The 18,446-nt window shown below is 63.1% G+C and carries 16 protein-coding genes and 2 pseudogenes; 7 read left to right on the top strand and 11 right to left on the bottom strand.

Translation table 11 applies throughout. From position 1 onward, the window contains the following. Positions 1-88 precede the first annotated feature (88 nt). Entirely contained in the window at positions 89-232 is a 144-nt protein-coding gene (locus C7C56_RS29050) for a hypothetical protein (RefSeq protein WP_181373290.1), read from the bottom strand. A gap of 1,030 nt (positions 233-1,262) precedes the next feature. On the opposite strand from C7C56_RS29050, the gene C7C56_RS29045 reads away from it, so the two are divergent. Genes C7C56_RS29045 through C7C56_RS28370 form a run of 3 tightly spaced genes read left to right on the top strand, consistent with a single transcriptional unit; the run spans position 1,263 to position 2,700 of the window. After that, positions 1,263-1,547: a hypothetical protein gene (locus C7C56_RS29045; RefSeq protein ID WP_181373289.1), complete on the top strand. Its 285-nt coding sequence runs from the start codon at positions 1,263-1,265 to the stop codon at positions 1,545-1,547. Beyond that, on the top strand, positions 1,525-1,959 hold the full coding sequence (locus C7C56_RS21425; protein ID WP_181373288.1) for a glycosyl hydrolase family 8: 435 nt from the start codon (positions 1,525-1,527) through the stop codon (positions 1,957-1,959). The genes C7C56_RS29045 and C7C56_RS21425 overlap by 23 nt, the downstream gene beginning before the upstream one ends. A 15-nt stretch (positions 1,960-1,974) precedes the next feature. Then, complete coding sequence (locus C7C56_RS28370) at positions 1,975-2,700, top strand: hypothetical protein (RefSeq protein ID WP_146204594.1); 726 nt, start codon at positions 1,975-1,977, stop codon at positions 2,698-2,700. Here C7C56_RS28370 and C7C56_RS30080 read toward each other — a convergent pair. Together C7C56_RS30080 and C7C56_RS30365 are read right to left on the bottom strand one after the other, a co-directional pair. Then, positions 2,618-3,589 carry a helicase-related protein gene (locus C7C56_RS30080; protein WP_229458916.1) on the bottom strand — a complete coding sequence of 324 codons (972 nt, stop codon included), beginning with the start codon at positions 3,587-3,589 and terminating at the stop codon, positions 2,618-2,620. The two genes, C7C56_RS28370 and C7C56_RS30080, sit on opposite strands and share 83 nt — an antisense overlap. Continuing rightward, positions 3,590-4,666: pseudogene (locus C7C56_RS30365) on the bottom strand (DEAD/DEAH box helicase); the annotation flags it as partial. A 629-nt stretch (positions 4,667-5,295) separates the two neighbouring features. Between C7C56_RS30365 and C7C56_RS21415 the strand changes: the two are divergent. The 4 genes and pseudogenes from C7C56_RS21415 to C7C56_RS21400 all read left to right on the top strand — a co-directional run bounded on the left by C7C56_RS21415 (position 5,296) and on the right by C7C56_RS21400 (position 11,058). Beyond that, the gene (locus C7C56_RS21415) at positions 5,296-6,195 is read left to right on the top strand and encodes a hypothetical protein (RefSeq protein ID WP_106759383.1); all 900 of its coding nucleotides are present in this window, start codon (positions 5,296-5,298) and stop codon (positions 6,193-6,195) included. Positions 6,196-6,536: 341 nt separating this feature from the next. Next, on the top strand, positions 6,537-9,029 hold the full coding sequence (locus tag C7C56_RS21410; RefSeq protein ID WP_106759382.1) for a putative bifunctional diguanylate cyclase/phosphodiesterase: 2,493 nt from the start codon (positions 6,537-6,539) through the stop codon (positions 9,027-9,029). Positions 9,030-9,068: 39 nt separating this feature from the next. After that, the gene (locus C7C56_RS21405) at positions 9,069-9,857 is read left to right on the top strand and encodes a glutaminyl-peptide cyclotransferase (RefSeq protein WP_106759381.1); all 789 of its coding nucleotides are present in this window, start codon (positions 9,069-9,071) and stop codon (positions 9,855-9,857) included. 142 nt (positions 9,858-9,999) lie between these two features. Next, positions 10,000-11,058 (top strand): annotated as a pseudogene (locus C7C56_RS21400) (aldose epimerase family protein). An 8-nt stretch (positions 11,059-11,066) separates the two neighbouring features. On the opposite strand, the gene C7C56_RS21395 reads toward C7C56_RS21400, so the two are convergent. From C7C56_RS21395 to tnpC, 8 genes are all read right to left on the bottom strand, one after another. Then, positions 11,067-12,644, bottom strand: a complete 1,578-nt coding sequence (locus C7C56_RS21395) for a WS/DGAT/MGAT family O-acyltransferase (RefSeq protein ID WP_181373287.1) — start codon at positions 12,642-12,644, stop codon at positions 11,067-11,069. Positions 12,645-12,785: 141 nt separating this feature from the next. Further along, on the bottom strand, positions 12,786-13,661 hold the full coding sequence (locus C7C56_RS21390; protein ID WP_106759379.1) for an EamA family transporter: 876 nt from the start codon (positions 13,659-13,661) through the stop codon (positions 12,786-12,788). A gap of 6 nt (positions 13,662-13,667) precedes the next feature. Beyond that, positions 13,668-15,005, bottom strand: coding sequence for a M24 family metallopeptidase (locus C7C56_RS21385; RefSeq protein WP_106759378.1), 1,338 nt, complete (start codon positions 15,003-15,005; stop codon positions 13,668-13,670). A 379-nt stretch (positions 15,006-15,384) separates the two neighbouring features. Continuing rightward, entirely contained in the window at positions 15,385-15,960 is a 576-nt protein-coding gene (locus C7C56_RS21380) for a dihydrofolate reductase family protein (RefSeq protein ID WP_106759376.1), read from the bottom strand. A gap of 155 nt (positions 15,961-16,115) precedes the next feature. Further along, positions 16,116-16,370 carry a hypothetical protein gene (locus C7C56_RS21375; RefSeq protein ID WP_146204593.1) on the bottom strand — a complete coding sequence of 85 codons (255 nt, stop codon included), beginning with the start codon at positions 16,368-16,370 and terminating at the stop codon, positions 16,116-16,118. Between the two features lie 103 nt (positions 16,371-16,473). Beyond that, a complete protein-coding gene (locus C7C56_RS29440) occupies positions 16,474-17,016 on the bottom strand; it encodes an AbiU2 domain-containing protein (RefSeq protein WP_219933207.1) in 543 nt (180 codons plus the stop codon). Positions 17,017-17,217: 201 nt separating this feature from the next. After that, complete coding sequence (locus tag C7C56_RS30360; protein WP_370660234.1) at positions 17,218-17,484, bottom strand: IS66 family transposase; 267 nt, start codon at positions 17,482-17,484, stop codon at positions 17,218-17,220. Further along, the coding region (tnpC, locus tag C7C56_RS21365) for an IS66 family transposase (protein ID WP_229458913.1) at positions 17,373-18,446 on the bottom strand (1,074 nt) is incomplete at its 5' end. The genes tnpC and C7C56_RS30360, both read right to left, overlap by 112 nt.

The following is an 18,446-nucleotide window of genomic DNA, read 5'->3' as shown; positions in this document are numbered from 1 at the left end:
TCATGCGCGCAACGGAAAACGCCCGATGCGGTGCATCGGGCGTCGTGTGCGGTGCGGGCCTGCCGCTCACGGTAGCCGCGCCACGCCTTTACAACTTGAAGCGCAAGCCGATGCCGATGCCGAAGGCGGTCGGCGCGTAGCGCACGTTGCGCGGACGGATCGGGTCGCCCAGGTAGCTCTCGTACTTGGCCTTGGTCAGGTTGAGGGCGTCGAACTGGATGTTGACGTGCATGTTGATGTCGTAGTTGAGGCTGAAGTCGACATAAGTGGCCGCCTTGACGATGTGGTCGAGCCCGAAGCGCGAGGTGTTGACCGCCGCCGAGATCGCGGGTCAGACCCACAGGCCGGACCCTGGTTGCAAAATATTGCGGTGCATTCGGGGTCAGACCCCAGCAGATTTGAAATATTGCGGCGCATTCGGGGTCAGACCCCGGCAGATTCATTTGGGGGCGGACCTCTGTGGCGAAATATTGCAGGGGCTTCAATCTGCGTGGACATCCAACCGGCCAGCGGTCCCGTCGGCCAAAATTTTTCTTTTCCATGAACTTTTACCTTACCCGCCACCACGGATTTTCGCGTCTCGTTTTACACGACGAAAAAACGTAACGCGAAAGAAAATTTGTGAATTGTTTTTTTGATAATGGGGGCGCAGCATGCGTTGTCAGTTATCAGTTCAACGGATAATTGACATATGAAATGTGTATATCTGTGTGGAAACAATTTTCCTGGCTGTTGTTCAGCGATACCTGATGTGCAACCAGGAATGGATGGCTTTCCGATGGGCGCTGTCGCGTTTGGCAATGTTCGGAATTTTTCCGCACCTTCGATCGAGACCCTTGGTGCTAGGAGCCTGTCGGACTTAGGATCGTCGGCTGCAAAAAGTGCTGGACAGTCCATATTTCGCCGCTTTCTCGGCCAATAGCTCGCTATTGGCACTGGGAAATCGTCAAAATCTGTCCTCGTCCAGCACTTTTCTCGCTTCGACTCCCTAAGTCCGATAGGCTCCTAGCGCACCATGCACAACAACAGAAGGAAGCAATGAAACAGCACAATGCAGTTTCGCTTTTGTCCTCGGAGCCAGCGCGCTGGCCGCCAGCAGCGCCGTGTTCGCCGCCACAGCCTACCCGTACAGTGTGGCGGTCACCTACAACGCCACCGCCAAATCGGCGAACGTCACTTGGGGCGCCGACGCACCGGCCGCGTCCGGCTACAGCATTCAAAGGCGTCTTGTCGGCACATTGCCCTAGGCTCAGGTCGGCTATGTGAACGAACCGGTCCGCAGCTTCAACAACACCGGGCTGGCGCCGCTGACCCGCTATCAATACCGGGTGGTCGCGTATCGCCCGGGCGGGCCGTCCACCGGATATGCCAGCACCAGTATCGGAACCACACAGCTTAACTTCCCCTACAAGACCGGCTACGGCCGCGGTGTGGCGCCGAGCGGAGACCAGGGCGTCATGGACGGCATTGTCAAGACCAAGTACAACGCCTGGCGCGCGCTATCTCGTCAGCGATCCCAACGGCATGCGGGTTGTCACGAACAGTAATGAATCGATCTCGGAGGGTATCGGCTTCGGCATGCTGATCACGGTGTACATGGCCGACAGTGCCGTCGGCAAGGCCGATTTCGACGGTCTTCTCAGGTATTACCGGTCCAAGGAGAAAACGCCGAAGGCTTTGATGAACTGGCGAATCTCCGCCGCGGGCGCGATCATCGACGGCTATGTCGCGCCCGATGGCGATATCGACGCCGCCTACGCCTTGCTGGTGGCCGACAAGAAATGGGGCAGTGGCGGTGGCAACCCCAACTATAAGGCCGAGGCCGTCAGAATCCTGAATGGCCTGCAGGCCTGGGTTGTGCTCAACCGAGGTGCCAACGATTCGAAGCTGGTCAACCAGACGGACATGAGCAATACGACCCACCTCGAGACGCTGACCGACAACACGATGAGCTCCTAACAGATCGTCAGCTACATGAAGCAGTTTGCCGCGGTATCGGACTCGACCAATGCGGCGAAATGGCGGGCGATGATTCCAGCCATGTACAAGATGTACAACCATTTCATGTATGCGAACCCGACCGGTTTGACGCCTTTCACGTTCAAGACCGCTGCGGGGACGAACTACGCCAATGGCCTGCGCGGCTACAACTACGGGCTCGATGCGAGCCGCGTGCCTTGGCGCGTGGGTATGGATTTCCTGTGGTACGGCTTCACCAACTCGACGGCGGCCAAGGCGGTTCATCCCACGGTGAATGGCTATCTGTCCCGCGATTTGCCAAAGCGCCAGGCCGCCTGGTTCAATACTGCCATCGGCGGCACCAGCACCACGGCCGGCATGCCGCAAATGGCCTATGAAAGCTATGAGCTCAATGGTGCGGTCACGCCAGGGAAATCGCGTTTCGGTCAGCGCAATATGGTCTCGGGGATGGCGGTCGGCGCGATGACCGATGGCGCCAACCAGGTCTTCCTGAACCAGGCCTACCAGTGGATGATCAAGCAAACGCCGGGCAGTTCGTATAGCGAGAACGGGGTCACCATCAGTCCCGATTATTATGGCGACACGGTGCTGATGTTTTGCCTGATCGCCGTGACCAGCAATATGCCGAACCTGCCTCTCAGCCTTTTAGCCGGGCGATCAACCCGCCCAGCGTCTCGGCCAGCCGCTCGATGCTTTTGGGATCGGGCACCGGCAGTTTGATGAACGATTTTCCGGTGGCCGCGTCCGTTTCGATCCAGGCGGGACGCTTTGCGTGCTCGCCCGCGCTGGCCTGCGCCAGGGTCTCGATCAAATGCTTGCCGATGTCGATCAGGGGCGCCCACGGATCGCCGGGCGCGGGCGCCGCGACCGCGCCGGCGGGCGGCGGCGCCGCTTGTTCGCCCGGCATGGGGCGCTCCGGCGCGCTCGTTGGAGCCTGCACCTCCGGCGCGCCCGAAGGCGCCCCCTCCGTCGTCCCCTCCGGCGCCGCCTCGGGCTCCTGCGATTCGGCTTGCGGCGGCGTCTGGCCCATGGTCTGGGTCACCTCGTCGACGCTTTCCATGAATTGCGACAGGCGCGTCCCGTTCATGAAGATGTCGCTCTCGCCGCCATCGAGCACACCGGCGAAAAGTGACTGCTTGAAGGCGAGCACGGAAAGCATGCCTTCCTCGATGGTGCCCTGGGAAACGAAATTGACGACCTGCACGCCGCGGGTCTGGCCAATCCGGTGGACGCGGCCGATGCGCTGCTCGAGCACCGCCGGATTCCACGGCAGATCCATGTTGACGATGGTGGCCGCCGCATACTGCAAATTGAGGCCGACCCCGCCCGCGTCGGTCGACAGGAACACCCGGCAGTCCGGCTCGCCGTTGAAACGGTCGACCAGGGCGGCGCGCTTATCGGTGGGCACGCCGCCGTGGAACAGGACGTGCCCCCAGCCCCTGGCCGCGAGCCGGCGCGCGATCAACTCGTGGGTGCGGCGCCATTGGCTGAACACCACGACCTTGGCCGTCGGGTCCTCGAACAGGTCGTCGAGCAGATTGACCAATTCGTCGACCTTGACGCCGTGATCGGTCTCGTGGTCGACCAAAAAGGTGCTGTTGCACACCATGCGCATGAGCTGGAGCGAGCAGGTCAGGCGGCGCTGGTCGGCGTCGGACAAAAAGCCGCTCGCGCGCCAGCGGTGCACGATGCGTTTGACAATGGTCCCGTGGTCGGCGTGATGGGCCATCTGCTGCTCGGTCATCGGCACGAACAGGGTCTTGTCGACGCGCGCGGGCAACTGGTCGAGCACGGCGCTCTTGCGGCGCCGCAGCATGATGGGCGCCAGGGTCGCGCCGATCCGGTCCAGGTCGCGGTAGCCGACCACGCGCCGGCCGTCGTCGCGGCTTTGGTGCGTGTGCAGCAGGCGCCAGGTCGGTCCGAGCCGGTGGCGGTCGACGAATTGCACGATCGACAGAAGCTCCTCGAGCCGGTTTTCGAGCGGCGTGCCGGTCAGCACGATCGCGTACGGGCTGGCGATGCGCTTGAGCGCGCGCGCGGCGATGGTGTTCCAGTTCTTGATGCGCTGCGCCTCGTCGACGATGACGACGTCGGGCGACCATTCGTTGATCAGGTCGAGATCGCGCGCGAGCAACTCGTAGTTGGTGATCTTGTAGGCCACGTCGTCGCGGTACTGCGCCGCGCGGGCCGGGCGCAGTCCCGCGATGGTCTGGGCCGCGCGTCCGGCGAAGCGCGCCAGCTCGCGCTGTCATTGATGCTTGAGCGAGGTCGGGCACACCACCAGCACGCGTTGCGCGCCGAAGTGGCGGGCCATCAATTCGGCGGCGGCGATGGCCTGCACGGTCTTGCCCAGCCCCATCTCGTCGCCGATCAGCGAGCGCCCCGCGCGCGCCGCGAACAGCGCGCCCTCGCGCTGGTAGGGATACAGTTCGGTCTTGAGCAGGCCGTCGAGCGCGGCGCTGTCGGCCCCCAGCGGATAGCGCTCGGCGAGTATGCGTTCGCGTTCCTGCCGGTCGCGCCACTCCGCGATGAAGCCGAGCGCGTCGTCGCGGCAGCGCACGTCGGCGCCGGCGCCGCGCGCGGCGGCGAGGAAGGCCGGCAACTCCGGGTAGCGCTCCGGCGCCAGGCACAAGCCCGGCGCCGGCCCGAACAAGGCGGCTGCCTGGTCGGCCAGTGCCCCGGGCATCTCGGTGCCGGCGCGAAAGCGCACGCTGCGCGCGCCGGAGTAGTCCAGGAAGAGCTCGCTGTGCGGGGGTTGGAAGCCGCGCTTGAAGGCGGCCTTGGCGCCGCGCCTGGTCTCGATCCTGGCGAGCGCGAACTCGATGTGTTTGCAGGTGCCGAGGTCGTTGGTCGCGAAATCCGGGCAGGAGCAGACGTTGGCGCCGAGCGCGGCGCCGGCGATCCTGACCAGGTAGCGCCCGTCGCTGTGGGGGTTGGTCACCAGATACTCGGAGAACACCGGTTCGGCGCCGATGTTTTCGAGCGTGAAGTCCTGATCGCGGCCGAATTGGCGGCGCAGCCCGATCTGCCAGTCCTCGGCCGACACTGCGTCGGGTTGGCGCTGGCGCGAGAATTTCGGCGCGGCGGCGGCGGTGCCGCCCTTGGGCGGGGATGGGTGTCGGGTTTTCCGGGATGTTGGCATGGGGGCGGTGGTCGGTTGGTTTGAATCCGAAGGGGCGGGCGCGCCGGACAGTGTAGCAGCGCCGGCGGGTATTTTTTAAGACGGGGGTCCACGCCGCCGCCCGGCAGGGTCGGCAATTTCCGGGGGGCCGCGGGCAAGGGTACAATCGCCCACTTTGCCCCCCATCTCCAGACATGCCGACAGAACACAAAACAGGCCCGATCGCCACAAAGTTCATCAAGCGCTTTCATAAAAGCCATCGACAAAAAACGGCTGGTCCGGCGACATGGTGGCCAAGCCAGGCGGAACGCGACGCGCTCGCGGCCGACACCGCCTCGCGCGCGCGTGGCGAGCCCGGGATGGCTGCCTTCGATCTTTACAATAATGTGCAGAACTGGGCGCTGGGCGCCATGGAAGCGATGCAGGACCTGCCCGAACTGGCCGCGCTCATGGCCCGCGCCGAGGCTGAGCAGGACGCCTACATGCCGGGCTACCCGCCAATGTCGCCGATCACCCACACCTACTTCTGGCCCTGGATGCTCTACGATATGAGCGTCAACGCGAACGGGGAGACCTTCGCCGGCATCCTGCTGTCATTGGGCCGCGAGTTCAATTTGGCGCCGGCCTTTCTCGACACGCTGGCCAGCTTGTCCGATTCGAGGCTGGGCCTGCACGTTTGGGAGGAGCGGCACGGCGATCGTGTCGTGTTGCGGGAGATGGTCAGCGGCATCCGCCGCGACTGCCGCGCCGGTTCCGGCTATCTCGGCGCGCCCGGAGAATTTTGGCTGGCCAGGGTGCTCATGCCGCCAATGCACGCCACGGAGCCCGCGCTGGTGTTCAACACGCCTTACGTCATCAGCCATGCCGACCTGGCGCAGTGGCAGGCCTATTTGCGGCGCACTTTGCCGAGCACCAAAATCGACGATGAACAAGATGCCTATGCCCGCCTGATGAAACACGGTCTGACGCAGAACCACTGGGCCGAATATGTCTTCGAGTCGTACTCCGGGCACACCGACAACGCCATCTTCATCGTCGGCCTTCCAGATGTGGACGAGAGCCGGCCCCATTCAAAGGTGAATCGTCACAGGTGAATTGCCGGGGGGGCACCGCGCGAGGCGTGACATGCAGCGGGCGTGCGGCCGGCGCGATCGACCGCGACGATATGGATGCCGGTGACAAATCCTTGGCCCGACCGTGGGGAACCATGACAATTGGCACATTTGATGCGTAAAAGGAGATGTTTTGTGCAAAAGGCGCGCCCGCGGCGGCTGGCGCGGGCCCGGGGTCATGGAAGGCTGTCGACGCCGACGCCGGCCCCAAGCAGGGGCTCGCTGTTGGGCCCCCTACGCCCGTGCCGCGCGGCATAGGCGCGCACCTTGCCGGCGCGCCGCGAGTGGGGCAGATTGGCGCCAACACTTGTGCGATGTTTTCAATGAACCAGGAACGCCCCGACCGGGCGCCCGCGCCCGCTCTGTCCAGCTTCGACGTCTTGGCCGAGCAAGTTGCCGTGGTCGACGCCGCCGGCACCATCGTCGCCGTCAACGCCGCATGGAAGGTGTTCGCCTGCGCCAACGGCGGCGATCCCGCGTCCTCGTCCGTCGGCGCGAATTATCTAGACGTCTGCGGCCATGCCGGCGGAGCCGACGCGCCTTACGCCGCCAGGGCCGCGTCCCTGCTGCGCGACGTCATCGAAGGCAGGGCCGAGGCGGCCGAAATGGCGTATCCATGCGACGCGCCCCACGAGAAACGCTGGTTCAGGCTCAAGATCACCCGCGCGCACACACCCGGACCGCGGCACGTCGTGGCCATGCACGAGAGAATCGTCGCCCCCGAGCTCGCTGAACGCCAGTTGCACCTGCAGGCGCATCTTCTCGCCTCGGTCGAACAGGCGGTCATCGCCACCGACCTGTCCGGGACGATCGTGTTCTGGAACCCGCACGCCGAACGGCTCTATGGCTGGTCGGCCGCCGAGGCTTTAGGGCGCAACATCATCGACATCACCCCGGCCGAATCGACCCAGGCGCAAGCCGAGCAGATCATGGCGCGCCTGTCGCGCGGCGAGAGTTGGACCGGCGAGTTCGAGGTGCGCCACCGCAGCGGCCGCACCATCCCGGTCCGCGTCACCGACTCGCCCTTGCGCAACGAACGCGAGGAGTTGATCGGCGTCATCGGCATCTCCACCGACATCACCGAGCAACGCAAGATCGAGAAGGCCCTGCGCCTGTCCGACATCGTCTACCAGGCCATCGGCGAGGCCATCATGGTCCTCGATTTGGACGACCGGATCGTGGCCATCAATCCGGCCTTCACGAAGATGACCAGCTATGGCGAGGCGGAAATCATCGGACGATCCGCCGATGTGCTCAAAGGCGCCGACGCGGCCGGCCTGATCGGCGAGCGGTCGCAACTGCTCGAGCGCACCGGACATTGGGCCGGCATCGTCTGGACCGTGCCCAAGGGCGGGGAGCGGCGCCAGGAATGGCTCAGGGTCGACACCATCTATGATGAGCGCGGCCGCGCCAAACTGCGCATTTGCATGTTTTCCCATGTCACCGACCAGAAGCGGGCCAAGGAGACGATCTGGCAGCAAGCCAACTTCGACGCGCTCACCGGGCTGCCGAACCGCAGCATGTTCCGCGACCGGCTCGAGCACGAGATTCAAAAGGCCGGGCGCGCCGGCCGGTGGCTGGCGCTGATGTTCATCGACCTCGACCAATTCAAGGAGGTCAACGACACGCTCGGCCACGACATCGGCGACATGTTGCTCAAGCAGGCGGCGGAGCGGCTCGCGGCCTGCGTGCGCGGGGTCGACACGGTGGCGCGCATCGGCGGCGACGAGTTCACGGTCATCCTGGGCGAACTCGACGACGTGGCCATCGCCGATCGCGTCGCGCGCGACATCGTGCGCACCATGTCCCAGCCTTTCCCGGTCGCGCAAAACACCCTGCACGTTTCGGCCAGCGTCGGCATCACGCTGTATCCGGAGGACGCGCGCGAGGCCGACGTGCTGATCAAGAACGCCGACCAGGCGATGTACGCCGCGAAAAACCACGGCCGCGACCAATTCCATTATTTCACGCAGCACATGCAGAACGTGGCCCAGATGCGGATGCGGATGATCAACGACTTGCGCGGCGCGCTCGCCAACGAGCAATTCGAGATGCTCTATCAGCCGATCGTCGTGCTGGCCACCGGCGCGCTGCACAAGGCCGAGGCGCTGCTGCGCTGGCGGCATCCGGCGCGCGGCACGGTCAACCCGGAGGAATTCATTCCGCTCGCCGAACAGACCGGGATGATAGGCGCCATCGGTGAATGGGCCTACCGGCATGCCACCGACCAGGCCCGGATCTGGCGCAAGGACATCGACCCCCAATTCCAGGTCAGCGTCAACTTGTCACCATTGCAGCTGCGCACGCACGCGACGGGCGGTGGCGCGCAAGGGGGCCGCGGCCCGGTCGGCAACCCGGTCCAGTTCAGCAGGGACGTGGCCGCGATCCTCGAAATCACCGAGGGACTGCTGCTCGAATCGAACAGCGTGGTGCTCGATCAATTGCAGCTGTTGCGCGACGCCGGCGTGCAATTGGCGATCGACGATTTTGGTACCGGCTATTCCGCGCTGTCATACCTGCGCAACTTCCACGTCGACTACCTCAAGATCGACCAAACCTTCGTGATGAAACTGACCGAGCATTCCGACGACCTCACCATGTGCGAGGCGATCATCGCCATGGCGCACAAACTCGGCATCAAGGTCATCGCGGAGGGCATCGAGAGCGAGGAGCAGCGCATCTTGCTTGCGCGGGCGGGCTGCGACTTTGGGCAGGGTTATTTGTTCGCCCGTCCGCTCTCGGCCGAAGTCATGGGCGCGATGCTGGCCGTGGCCGCTTCACGCGCGGTTCAGGTCGATACCGGCCCGACCTGCTAAGCTAGGCGGATTAATCCGCCGCCAATCATTTCAATCGCCATGAAAACAATAAAAGCCTGTGCGCTGCTTGTCCTGCTGCAGCTTGCACTGCCCGCGCTAGCGTGCGTCAAGGCCATTCCGGTCTATGCGGCCAAGGTTGTCGCCGCCTACCCGCACGACAGCGGGGCGTTCACCCAAGGCTTGTTCTTCAAAGACGGGTTCATCTACGAAAGCACCGGCCTGAAAGGGCGCTCGTCGATCCGCAAAGTCGCGCTCGAAACGGGACAGGTGGTGCAGTCGGCGGCGCTGCCGGCCGATGTGTTTGGGGAGGGCATCAGCGACTGGGCCGATTCCATCATCGGGCTGACCTGGACCGAACAGACCGGATTCGTGTTCGACCTCAAGGGATTGACGCTGCGGCGGCGGTTTTCGTATGCCGGGGAGGGCTGGGGCCTGACCCGCAGCGACAAAGCGCTGATCATGAGCGACGGCACGTCCGAGCTGCGCTTTCTGCATCCCGCGACGCTGCGCGAGATGCACCGCGTGCGCGTGACCGCCGACGGCGAGCCGGTCGCCCAGCTCAACGAACTCGAATGGGTCGAGGGCGAGGTGTACGCCAACATCTGGCAAACCGACCGCATCGCCCGCATCGACCCGGTCACCGGCAAGGTCGTGGGATGGATCGACCTGGCCGGTTTGCTGAGCGCGGGCGAACGGTCCGGTAAAAATGTCGATGTCCTCAACGGCATCGCCTACGACGCCAAGCGCAAACGCCTGTTTGTCACGGGTAAATTGTGGCCCAAGTTATTCGAAATTAAACTTGTCAAGCAGGGTGGTAATCGGAAGTAGGTCGACAGAAATCGACGAACGAAAATGGTAGGGCCGGCGCTTGCCGACGCGGGGCGTCAACCCCATTATCGCTGCCTTTGTGGCCGCGTGTTGAACAGGGCACGGGCAGCGGTCTCCATTCTGGTCGGCTACAATGTCCGATATGAATACTCTGCCCGCACCAGCGGACGCCGCAGCGCCCACAACCGACCAGCTCTTCACGTTGCGCAACGCCAATGGCCACAGCGTGACGATCACCGAGCGCGGCGCCGCATTGGTCTCGTGGCTGGCGCCGGACCGGCATGGGGTGCCGGGCGAGATACTGCTCGGCTACGCTGACCCGGCCGCGTATGTCGACAATCCGGTCTCTATGGGCGCCATCGTCGGACGCTGGGCCAACCGCATCGCCGGCGCCCGTTTCGAATTGGACGGCCAATCGTTCGCGCTGGCCGCCAACGACCGCGGCAACCATCTGCACGGCGGACCGGACGGTTTTCACGCCGTGCGCTGGAGCGGGGAGGGCACCGCGGACGAGGTCTCGATGCGGCTCGTGTCGCCCGATGGCGAGGCGGGCTTTCCCGGCGCGCTCGAGGTGCTGGTGCGGTACACGCTCTGTGACGATGGCACACTGACGATCGCGTTTTAAGCGACCACGGACGCCCCGACGCCTGTCAATTTGACGTCGCATCCTTACTTCAACCTCAACGGCGGCACGGCCGATGTGGGCGAGCACCAGTTGCAGATCCATGCCGATCATTTCCTCGCGACCGACGCGGGCGGCATCCCAACCGGTGCCCAAGCGGTCGACGGGACGCCGTTCGATTTTCGCCAGCCCACGCCGATTCACCTCGGCCTTGCACGGCCTGACGATCAGCTAAGTGGCGCCGGTGGCTTTGACCATTGCTACTGCGTGCGCACGCCCATGGGGCAGCGCGGCGCCTTGCAGGAAGTGGCCCGCGTGCACGACCCCGCATCGGGCCGTTCGCTGACAGTGACGACGACGGAGGCCGGGCTTCGGTTTTACAGCGGTAACTGGATCGACGGCGTGCGCGGTCGCGCGCAGCGGCCGTATTTGAAGCACGCGGGCTTTTGCCTTGAAGCGCAGGCCTATCCAGACCAGGTCAACAGCGCATATGCCGACGGCGTGATTCTACGGCCCGGCCATACATATCGTCACACTACCCAATACCGTGCTTGGGCTGGCAAGAGCGCGTTTGACTGAAGCGACGTTCAGGCGGCCGTCGCGGCGCGCGGCTTGCGTTTGGGCGCCGGCTTGGCGCCTGCCTTGGGCACAACAGCCTTGTTGGCCGCCTTGCGCGGCGCCGCCCGTTTTTTTGCGGGAACCACTTCCGCTTCGCTAACGCCGGTTTGTTCGCGCTCGTGCGCGGCCTGGATCTCCAGCGCCGCCTCCAATAGTTCCTCGTGCGCCGCCACCATGCAAGCGGCGAACTGCTGCACATCGGGCATGGCGCGGCGGCAGGCGATCATGCCGAAATCGAGGGCGCCGTTGTAGCTTTGCACCGTCACGTTCAAGGCCAGGCCGTGGGTCACGATCGACACCGGGAAATTGGTGGTCATGCGCGCGCCGGCCAGGTACAGCGGCATGCGCGGGCCCGGCACGTTCGAGACGACCACGTTGGCGATCGGCGGCAAGCGGTCTGCCAGGCGCGAACGCCCGTACAGCGCCACCAAGCCACTCATCAGCCAAGGCACGCCCAGGCTCGGAAAGTCGGTCGGCATGATCGACTTCACATTCGATACCGTCTTTTTCATCTTGGCGGATGCCTTGACGATGGCGCGCATGCGCTGGCGCGGGTCGGCCTCGTCGCTGGCCAGCTGCATCAGCATCATGCTGACCTGGTTGTTCATGTCGGTATTGCCTTCGGCGCGCAGGCTGACCGGCACCGCCGCGACCAGCGATCGCTCGGGCAGGGCATGGTGCTGCTCGAGATAGCGCCGCAGGGCCCCGCTGACGATCGCCATGACCGCGTCGTTGAGCGTGCCGCCAAAGGTCTTGCCGACGGCGAGCGCCTCTTTGAGGCTGAATTTTGCGGTGGCGAACACGCGCTGGTTGGTGATGCTTGCATTGAGCGGGGTCTTTGGCGCGAACGACAGCGAGGGCAGGCCGAGGCGGCGCTTGCCGCCTTCGCCGTTGTTCTGCGTGACGACGCCGGCGACCGCCTTGAGGCCGGTCGGCACGCCGCGCACCAGCCGCGTACATTGGATGAGCGTGTCGCGCAGGGCCGCCTTGAGCATGTCGACGACGGGCGGCTGATAGGGCGCCCTGTCGTGCTGCGCGTGCTGCCGTGGCGGCGCGACCTCGCGCGGCACCGGCGTCAGGTCGAGCAGCGCGTTGGCGAGCACGATCGCGCCTTGCCCGTCGAGCGCCGCGTGGTGGATTTTGGTGTAAAAGCCGATCTGGCCCGACGCGAGCCCGTCGAACACATAGAACTCCCACAGGGGCCGGCTGCGGTCGAGCAGGCTCGAATGCAGGCGGCCGACGTAAGCCTCGAGCTGGGCCTGGGTCCCGGGCCTGGGCAGCGTGATCTGGCGGATATGGTAGTCGAGGTCCACATCGTCATCGTCGACCCAGACCGGGTTGGCGATATCGAAGGGCATCAAGGCCAGCTTTTTGGTAAACACCGTGGCCAGGTGCATGCGGTCGGCCACATGGCGCTTTACGGCGTCGATGTAATCGCCCTCTAGCGCCTCGGGCAGATCGAGCTGGTGCAGGGCGCCGACATGCATCGGCATCTCCGGCGTCTCGAGGTGGAGGAAGGTTGCATCCAGACCGCTAAGGTGTTCCATGCTGATCCTTAAAGAGACGCCATAATTGATGACCGCCGCCGGCATTGGCCCAAAAGATGCCGGCAGCGCCCACATTGTAAATTAGGCCGCAAGCGAGGCCGTGGAAAATTATGCGGCATCGATATGCTCGAATGCCGTCGCTCAGCCCCGGGCCGACACCGCGCAGATGGCCGACGCCAGCACGATGCAGGCGATCGCGCTCCACTGAACCGCGCTGAGGTGCTCGCCGAGGATCAGCAATCCGGCCAAGGCGCTCACCGCTGGCGCGCTGCTGCTGAACATGCCGTAAAGGCCTTGCGGCAGGCCGCGCAAGGCCAGCATCTCGAGCGAATACGGGACCGCGCTCGATAACACGGCGATCGCCACGCCGGTGGCAACGAGCGCCGGCGTCAGTTGGGCCGGATCCACGCTTATCACACCGAGCGGCACGATGAACACCGACGCCATGAGCATCCCCCAAGCGACCGCCTGGCCGCCGCGCAGGGACGATGCGCGCTTGCCGAACACGATATACAGCGCCCAGCACGCCGCCGCGCCAAACGCGCACGCGACGCCGACCGGATCGAGACGGCCGGCCCCGGTGTGCAAGGGAAGCAAAAGCCAAAGCCCGAACACCGCGAGCGCGCAGGCGGCGACGTCGCGCAGACGGCGCGAGGCCAGCAGCGCCAGAAGGAGCGGTCCGGTGACTTCGATCGCGACCGCGATGCCTATTGGAATACGGCTGAACGCGTGATAGATCAGCAGGTTCATCACGCCGATGACGGTTCCGTAGACCAGCAGATTGAGGGCATCGCGCCGCGTGAGCGCGTAGCGCCAGGGCCGGAATACCGCCAACAGAAACAGGGCGGAAAAACCCACGCGAAAGGCGGTGACGCCTTCGACGCCAATCACCGGAAACAGATGTTTGCCGACCGCGGCGCCGATATTGAGCGAGACCTGGCTGCCCAGCATTGCAAGCGACGCCAGCAGCATCCCATCGCTACCCGGCGCCGCGGTCTTGCTCACATCGGCTTGCATGGGACCTTACGAGCCAATGTTGGCGGCCGGTCGGGGCAGCAGATGAATCTTCTTTTGCCGTCCGCTGATGTAGCGGAAACCGGACTCGTCGAAATAGCCGTCCTCCTCGAGCATGATGCGGATGTTCTTTTTCCATTCGGGTACCGTCGACTCGGAATTGAGCTCGATCGAATAGGCCGTCTTGAAATGCAGCGGGAAGTCGCCGCTGCCTGGCACGCCGCCCTGCATGTCCCACATGCCGATGGTCGGGCCGGCCGCGTGTCCATGCGAACCCAGCGGATGGGTGTAAATGGTCGCGGCGATGCCCTCCGCTTTGGCCTGCGCGAGCGCGCCGGCCAGAATCTGGTTGCCGGTGCGGCCCTGCTGGAACTGGCCGGTCAAGATATCCTGGAGGCGGTTGCTCTTGGCAAAGGCCGCTTTGAGCGAGTCTGGAATATCCTTCTCGCCCGGGCGCAGCACATAGGCATGCTGCTGCACGTCGGTGTTGAGGCGCAGATAGCTGATGCCGATATCGACGTGCAGCAGGTCGCCCGGCACGATCACATTGCTTTTGGGGCGGGCCGAAAAACTTTTCAGTTGGTCGAATGGCTCGGTATCGTTGCGCTGGATCGAGACGGTCGGGTGGAACCAGGTGTCGTAGCCGCTGTCGCGGATTTTTTGGCGGAACCACCATTCGACGTCGTCGGTGGTCGTCACGCCCGGCGTGATGACCTGCTCCGAAAAGCCGGCGTCGATAATCTTGTGGGTGGCATCGACCAGGCGCGGGTAGATCTGCATTTCGCGGTCGGTGCGGGCCTCGAGCCACATGACGGCGAGCTTTTCGGCGGAGACGACCTTGCCCTTGTATTCGGCCGGCAGCATTTGCATGAACTCCACATAGTCGGTTTGCACCATGCCGTCGGCATGCCCATAATCGGCCGAGGTGTTGATGCCAATCTTGACCGGTTTGCGCGTTTGGATCACATCGGCCAATGCGTCCCATTGCTTGGGAAATTTCTTCATGTCCCACGCGCCCTTGACCGCGGCGCCGACATCGTAGCGGGCGATGGCGAGCTTTTCGTATTTTTCCGTTTGCGGATTCCGGTAGAACACCAGTATTGTGCGGCGGCGCGCGTTGAGCCATTCGGCCGGCAGCATTGTTTTGAGGATCGGATCCTCATTGTATTCACGCGACATGACGATCCACATGTCGATCCCGTTCGCCTTCATTAGGGACGGCAATAGGACATCAAGGCGTTCCGCCAATACTTCGTTGACGATGCGCGCTTGCTCACGCACTGGCAGCGCCTGTGCCTGGACCGCACCGGCGGCAAGAAGAAGCAGCGATATCAGGAGTTTTTTCATGCGCGATCCCATTTTTTTGATGGTCAGAGTTTAGCATTCGCCTGCGACTTGATGGTCGACTGCTGGGCGACTAAGTCGATCGACCTTTTAGGCGTTTGAGAGAAACGCGAGTGCGTCATTGCGTGGCAGACCGTGGCGGGCCAAAGCATCTGCGACAGCAGACGGGGCTGAGGTCGATACCTCAACTCCTTGTGGTCGCCTTTAAATATCTCCTCGTGTCGATTGACGTCGTAGGATGCGAATCCATGTCCAACCAATTTGTCGTGGAGGAGTATTGGCAGGGTGCGGGACAAACGCAGCGTCGATCTGTGTCGGCGTCCCAAAGGCGCTCAGACACGTGTCGATCCTATCCACCGTCCGAGTGGAGCGCGTTGTAGCGCTACATGACCCATTTCCGAGTCAGCGCGCGCCGGTAGTGCATGGCGACCGCGCCGCTGCGTAGCGGCCTCGCCGAGATCAACTCGAGCCGTCGCGTGCTAGGCAGCCCGCTCTCGTACAGGGTAGGGCCGTGACCGGCGATCCGAGGGTGGACCAGTAACTTGTACTCGTCGATCAGATCCAGTCGATCCAACTCGGTCGCGAGCTTGCCGCTACCGAGGAGCACGCCGTTTGGGGTCGCGTCCTTGAGCTTCTGTACGTCCGTGCGCAGGTTGCCGGCGATGTGGTGGCTGTTGGTCCAAGGAAAATCCTGTCGCGTCGAGGACACCACGTACTTCAGCTTGGCCTCCAGCTTGACCGCCCACTCGCGCATCGCAGGCGGTGCCTCCGCATCGCCGCGGGCGACCGCTGGCCAGTAGCTCTCCATCATCTCGTAGGTGACGCGGCCCCACAGCATCGCCCCGCACTCGTCCATGAGGCCGGTGAAGTGGGCGTGTGTCTCGTCGTCGGCGATTCCTTCCTGGTGGTCAACACAGCCATCCAGAGTGACGTTGATACTGAAGGTCAAGAGTCCCATGGTGTCCTCCGTTTGAGATGCTTTACGAGCCGCTCGCCGTTTGGCTCCAAGTGCACGAGTCCATCTCGCACCGGGCGGCCGCCCGGGAATTTAAGTTTGCCAGTGGCCAAAGCTAAGCCGCTCCACGGAGCGGCGTCGGCTAAGTGAATTTTAAGCTAGGAGGCATCGCCAAAAGCCCCCAAGAGTTCCCGGGCCACTACCAAGAAGTCTTCGAGTTGGGCCGGATCCCCGCTTCCGCCATCGCCCCAGATCTCCAACGAGAGATCGCCGAGCAAGTTGGCAGTGCTGCTTTCGCCACGCGCATTGTACTGCTCGACGAACCGGAACAATAGCCGATAAGCGTCTGCCAGCGTAACGGCGCGCTGGAACTTCGGATCGCTGAGCTTGAATGCGCGGGGCAGCTTGCCCATGACGTCCAACGTAGAACTGAGCGGCGACCGCCCGGAAATTAAAAAACGAACTGCGCCGTGCCCCGGCCGTCCAACTCGAGTGCCAGGTTCGGGGGCGTCTCCGTCACGGTTTAAGAATAGCGAGGAACGCGGCAACATCGTTCTTGACGAGGTCGTCGAACGGCCAAGGGCCGCCGATAACTTCCTCATGGACTATATTTACGAACTCCTGAAGTGCCACGAAGTACTGTTCGTCGTCACCTGGTTTGAATGAACCAAGGGCAGCACCAGAGACCACCGCGGCGAAGTCGTTGTGCGAAAGCGACTTGTTGCGTGCGCCCCGCAGCTGTGCCCCAAAAGAATGGAGTTGCGACTGAAGCACCTCAAGCTTTCCTTTTGTATGCGAATCCCAAGCGCCGTAGATCACCACATAGTCGATGCTAAGCGTAATCCTCCCACTGACTACAGCGGGATCGTGAAGTTTGGCGACCTGTAGAAGCGCGTACTCTTGGCTGATGATGCTGAGACGCGCAAGCTCGTCGGCAGCCCAAGACCTTTGCAGTTCATTCGCCCTTGGGTTGCGATCGAAAAGTTCACTGTGGTTGAGCCAGGTCTCATACGCCCACCCGCAGAGCTTGCAGAATTCTAGGGCAACAGTATGAGACAGCCATTGAAACTCCTAACGTTGACGTGAGCGGCCCGCCCGGGAAAAAAAGTGAACTGCCGTATCCGGCCCGTCCGCCTCGACGGAACCGTAAGTCACGACGATCCGTTTTGTGGATCAATCTATTACAGGTGACGCGAAAGAGACTCTGAGAGTTGCGTCGTACTTTCTGGTAGCTGAAAGAATTTCGTAACTGTTCAGCCGCTACGCGGCGAGTTGTATAGGATTGCCGTTGAAGGCCGCGAGCAGGACCTCAAGCATGCCATGGCCTTGTTTGCGTAGCGTGTCGAGGCATGAGCGGATGACGCAAAAATTCTCGGCGCCTATGACGGTGCGGAAGCATCCGGATATTTTCTGCTTCACTTTGGGCATACGCACGGCCCGCTCGCCAAGGTTGTTGGTAAACGGGACGGCATGGTCGGTAATGAACAGCAGAACGGCGTCGGCATGGAGCCGGAAGCGTTTGAGCAAGTTGAAGGCAACCGACTGTTTGACCGGCCCTTTCGTCGTGGTGGTCTTGACGGCCTCTGGATTGAGTTGCTCGCCTCGTTCACGATCGCATCGTAAAGCGTGTGAAAGGCGGCAACATTTTCGGGGCTGAACGTCATTCGCTTTTGCCGGGCCGCCTCACATAGTTTGTTGGCATTCAGTAGTAGGTCGGTCATGGCGTCAGGCCATGCCTGGCCGGTGATTTCTTTCACGTACACCAATTCACGTAAAAGATGGGCGTTGCACAAGGCATGAATGGACTCATCGAGCTGCCAGTACGGTTTCCAGCAATCCTGGACCAGGACGCCTATGCGCTTGGGCAAGATGCCGTGAGCTTCGATAGCTTCCATGCCGCGCTTGGCGTGCACGCCATACCAAGTCAGCGTTTCGTTAGCTGCGATATGGAGCCAATAAAGCTTTCCTGCAACGCGCAGGCCCGACTCGTCGGCATTGACCAATGCGGAAATGTGCAAGTTGTCGGCGATCTGGTTGGCCGTGCCCTGCAGCGCGGCGCGCCCCTCGCCAACCCATGCCACCAGCGTGCCGGGAGAAATCGACAGGCCATAGATATCGTGAATCAGTTCGGCTGCGCGCGCGAAGGGCAGCATTTGCCCTTGGGTCAGATGGACACCCAAGGCCTTCACGTTCGGGCCGTACTGCACGACCTCGGAAACGCCGGCAGGAAAGGCGCTCACATGTACTTGCCCGCAACTGCACGCCACTTCAAGCGTACGGTGCTCGATGACATCGAAGGAACGCGCAGGTACATCGATTACCTGCCGGCGTTCTGCCACCCGCGCCTCGCCGAGCGCAAGCGGCTGATGGCAACGATTGCATTGCGAAGGCAATGGATGGGAAATAGTTTTGGTCGGCTCGGCGACCCGTTTGAGCGTCGTCCCTTTGTGGCCATCTTGGGCGCCGGCCTTCTTCTCCGACGAACCCCG

It is taken from the genome of Massilia glaciei (genome assembly GCF_003011895.2).
Lineage (GTDB): Bacteria > Pseudomonadota > Gammaproteobacteria > Burkholderiales > Burkholderiaceae_D > Telluria_A > Telluria_A glaciei.
Note: the sequence above shows the minus strand (reverse complement) of the source record. Positions and strands in the feature narration are given on the sequence as shown.

Bases quoted from the DNA above. Each gene is read 5' to 3' on its own strand.
- C7C56_RS28370 (WP_146204594.1), top strand. From the start codon at position 1,975: ATGAAGCAGTTTGCCGCGGTATCGGACTCGACCAATGCGGCGAAATGG.
- C7C56_RS30080 (WP_229458916.1), bottom strand. From the start codon at position 3,589: ATGGTGTGCAACAGCACCTTTTTGGTCGACCACGAGACCGATCACGGC.
- C7C56_RS21405 (WP_106759381.1), top strand. From the start codon at position 9,069: ATGAAAACAATAAAAGCCTGTGCGCTGCTTGTCCTGCTGCAGCTTGCA.
- C7C56_RS21375 (WP_146204593.1), bottom strand. From the start codon at position 16,370: ATGGGCAAGCTGCCCCGCGCATTCAAGCTCAGCGATCCGAAGTTCCAG.
- C7C56_RS21395 (WP_181373287.1), bottom strand. From the start codon at position 12,644: ATGGAACACCTTAGCGGTCTGGATGCAACCTTCCTCCACCTCGAGACG.
- C7C56_RS21425 (WP_181373288.1), top strand. From the start codon at position 1,525: ATGCGGGTTGTCACGAACAGTAATGAATCGATCTCGGAGGGTATCGGC.
- C7C56_RS21390 (WP_106759379.1), bottom strand. From the start codon at position 13,661: ATGCAAGCCGATGTGAGCAAGACCGCGGCGCCGGGTAGCGATGGGATG.
- C7C56_RS21385 (WP_106759378.1), bottom strand. From the start codon at position 15,005: ATGAAAAAACTCCTGATATCGCTGCTTCTTCTTGCCGCCGGTGCGGTC.
- C7C56_RS21380 (WP_106759376.1), bottom strand. From the start codon at position 15,960: ATGGGACTCTTGACCTTCAGTATCAACGTCACTCTGGATGGCTGTGTT.
- C7C56_RS21415 (WP_106759383.1), top strand. From the start codon at position 5,296: ATGCCGACAGAACACAAAACAGGCCCGATCGCCACAAAGTTCATCAAG.
- C7C56_RS21410 (WP_106759382.1), top strand. From the start codon at position 6,537: ATGAACCAGGAACGCCCCGACCGGGCGCCCGCGCCCGCTCTGTCCAGC.
- C7C56_RS29050 (WP_181373290.1), bottom strand. From the start codon at position 232: ATGCACGTCAACATCCAGTTCGACGCCCTCAACCTGACCAAGGCCAAG.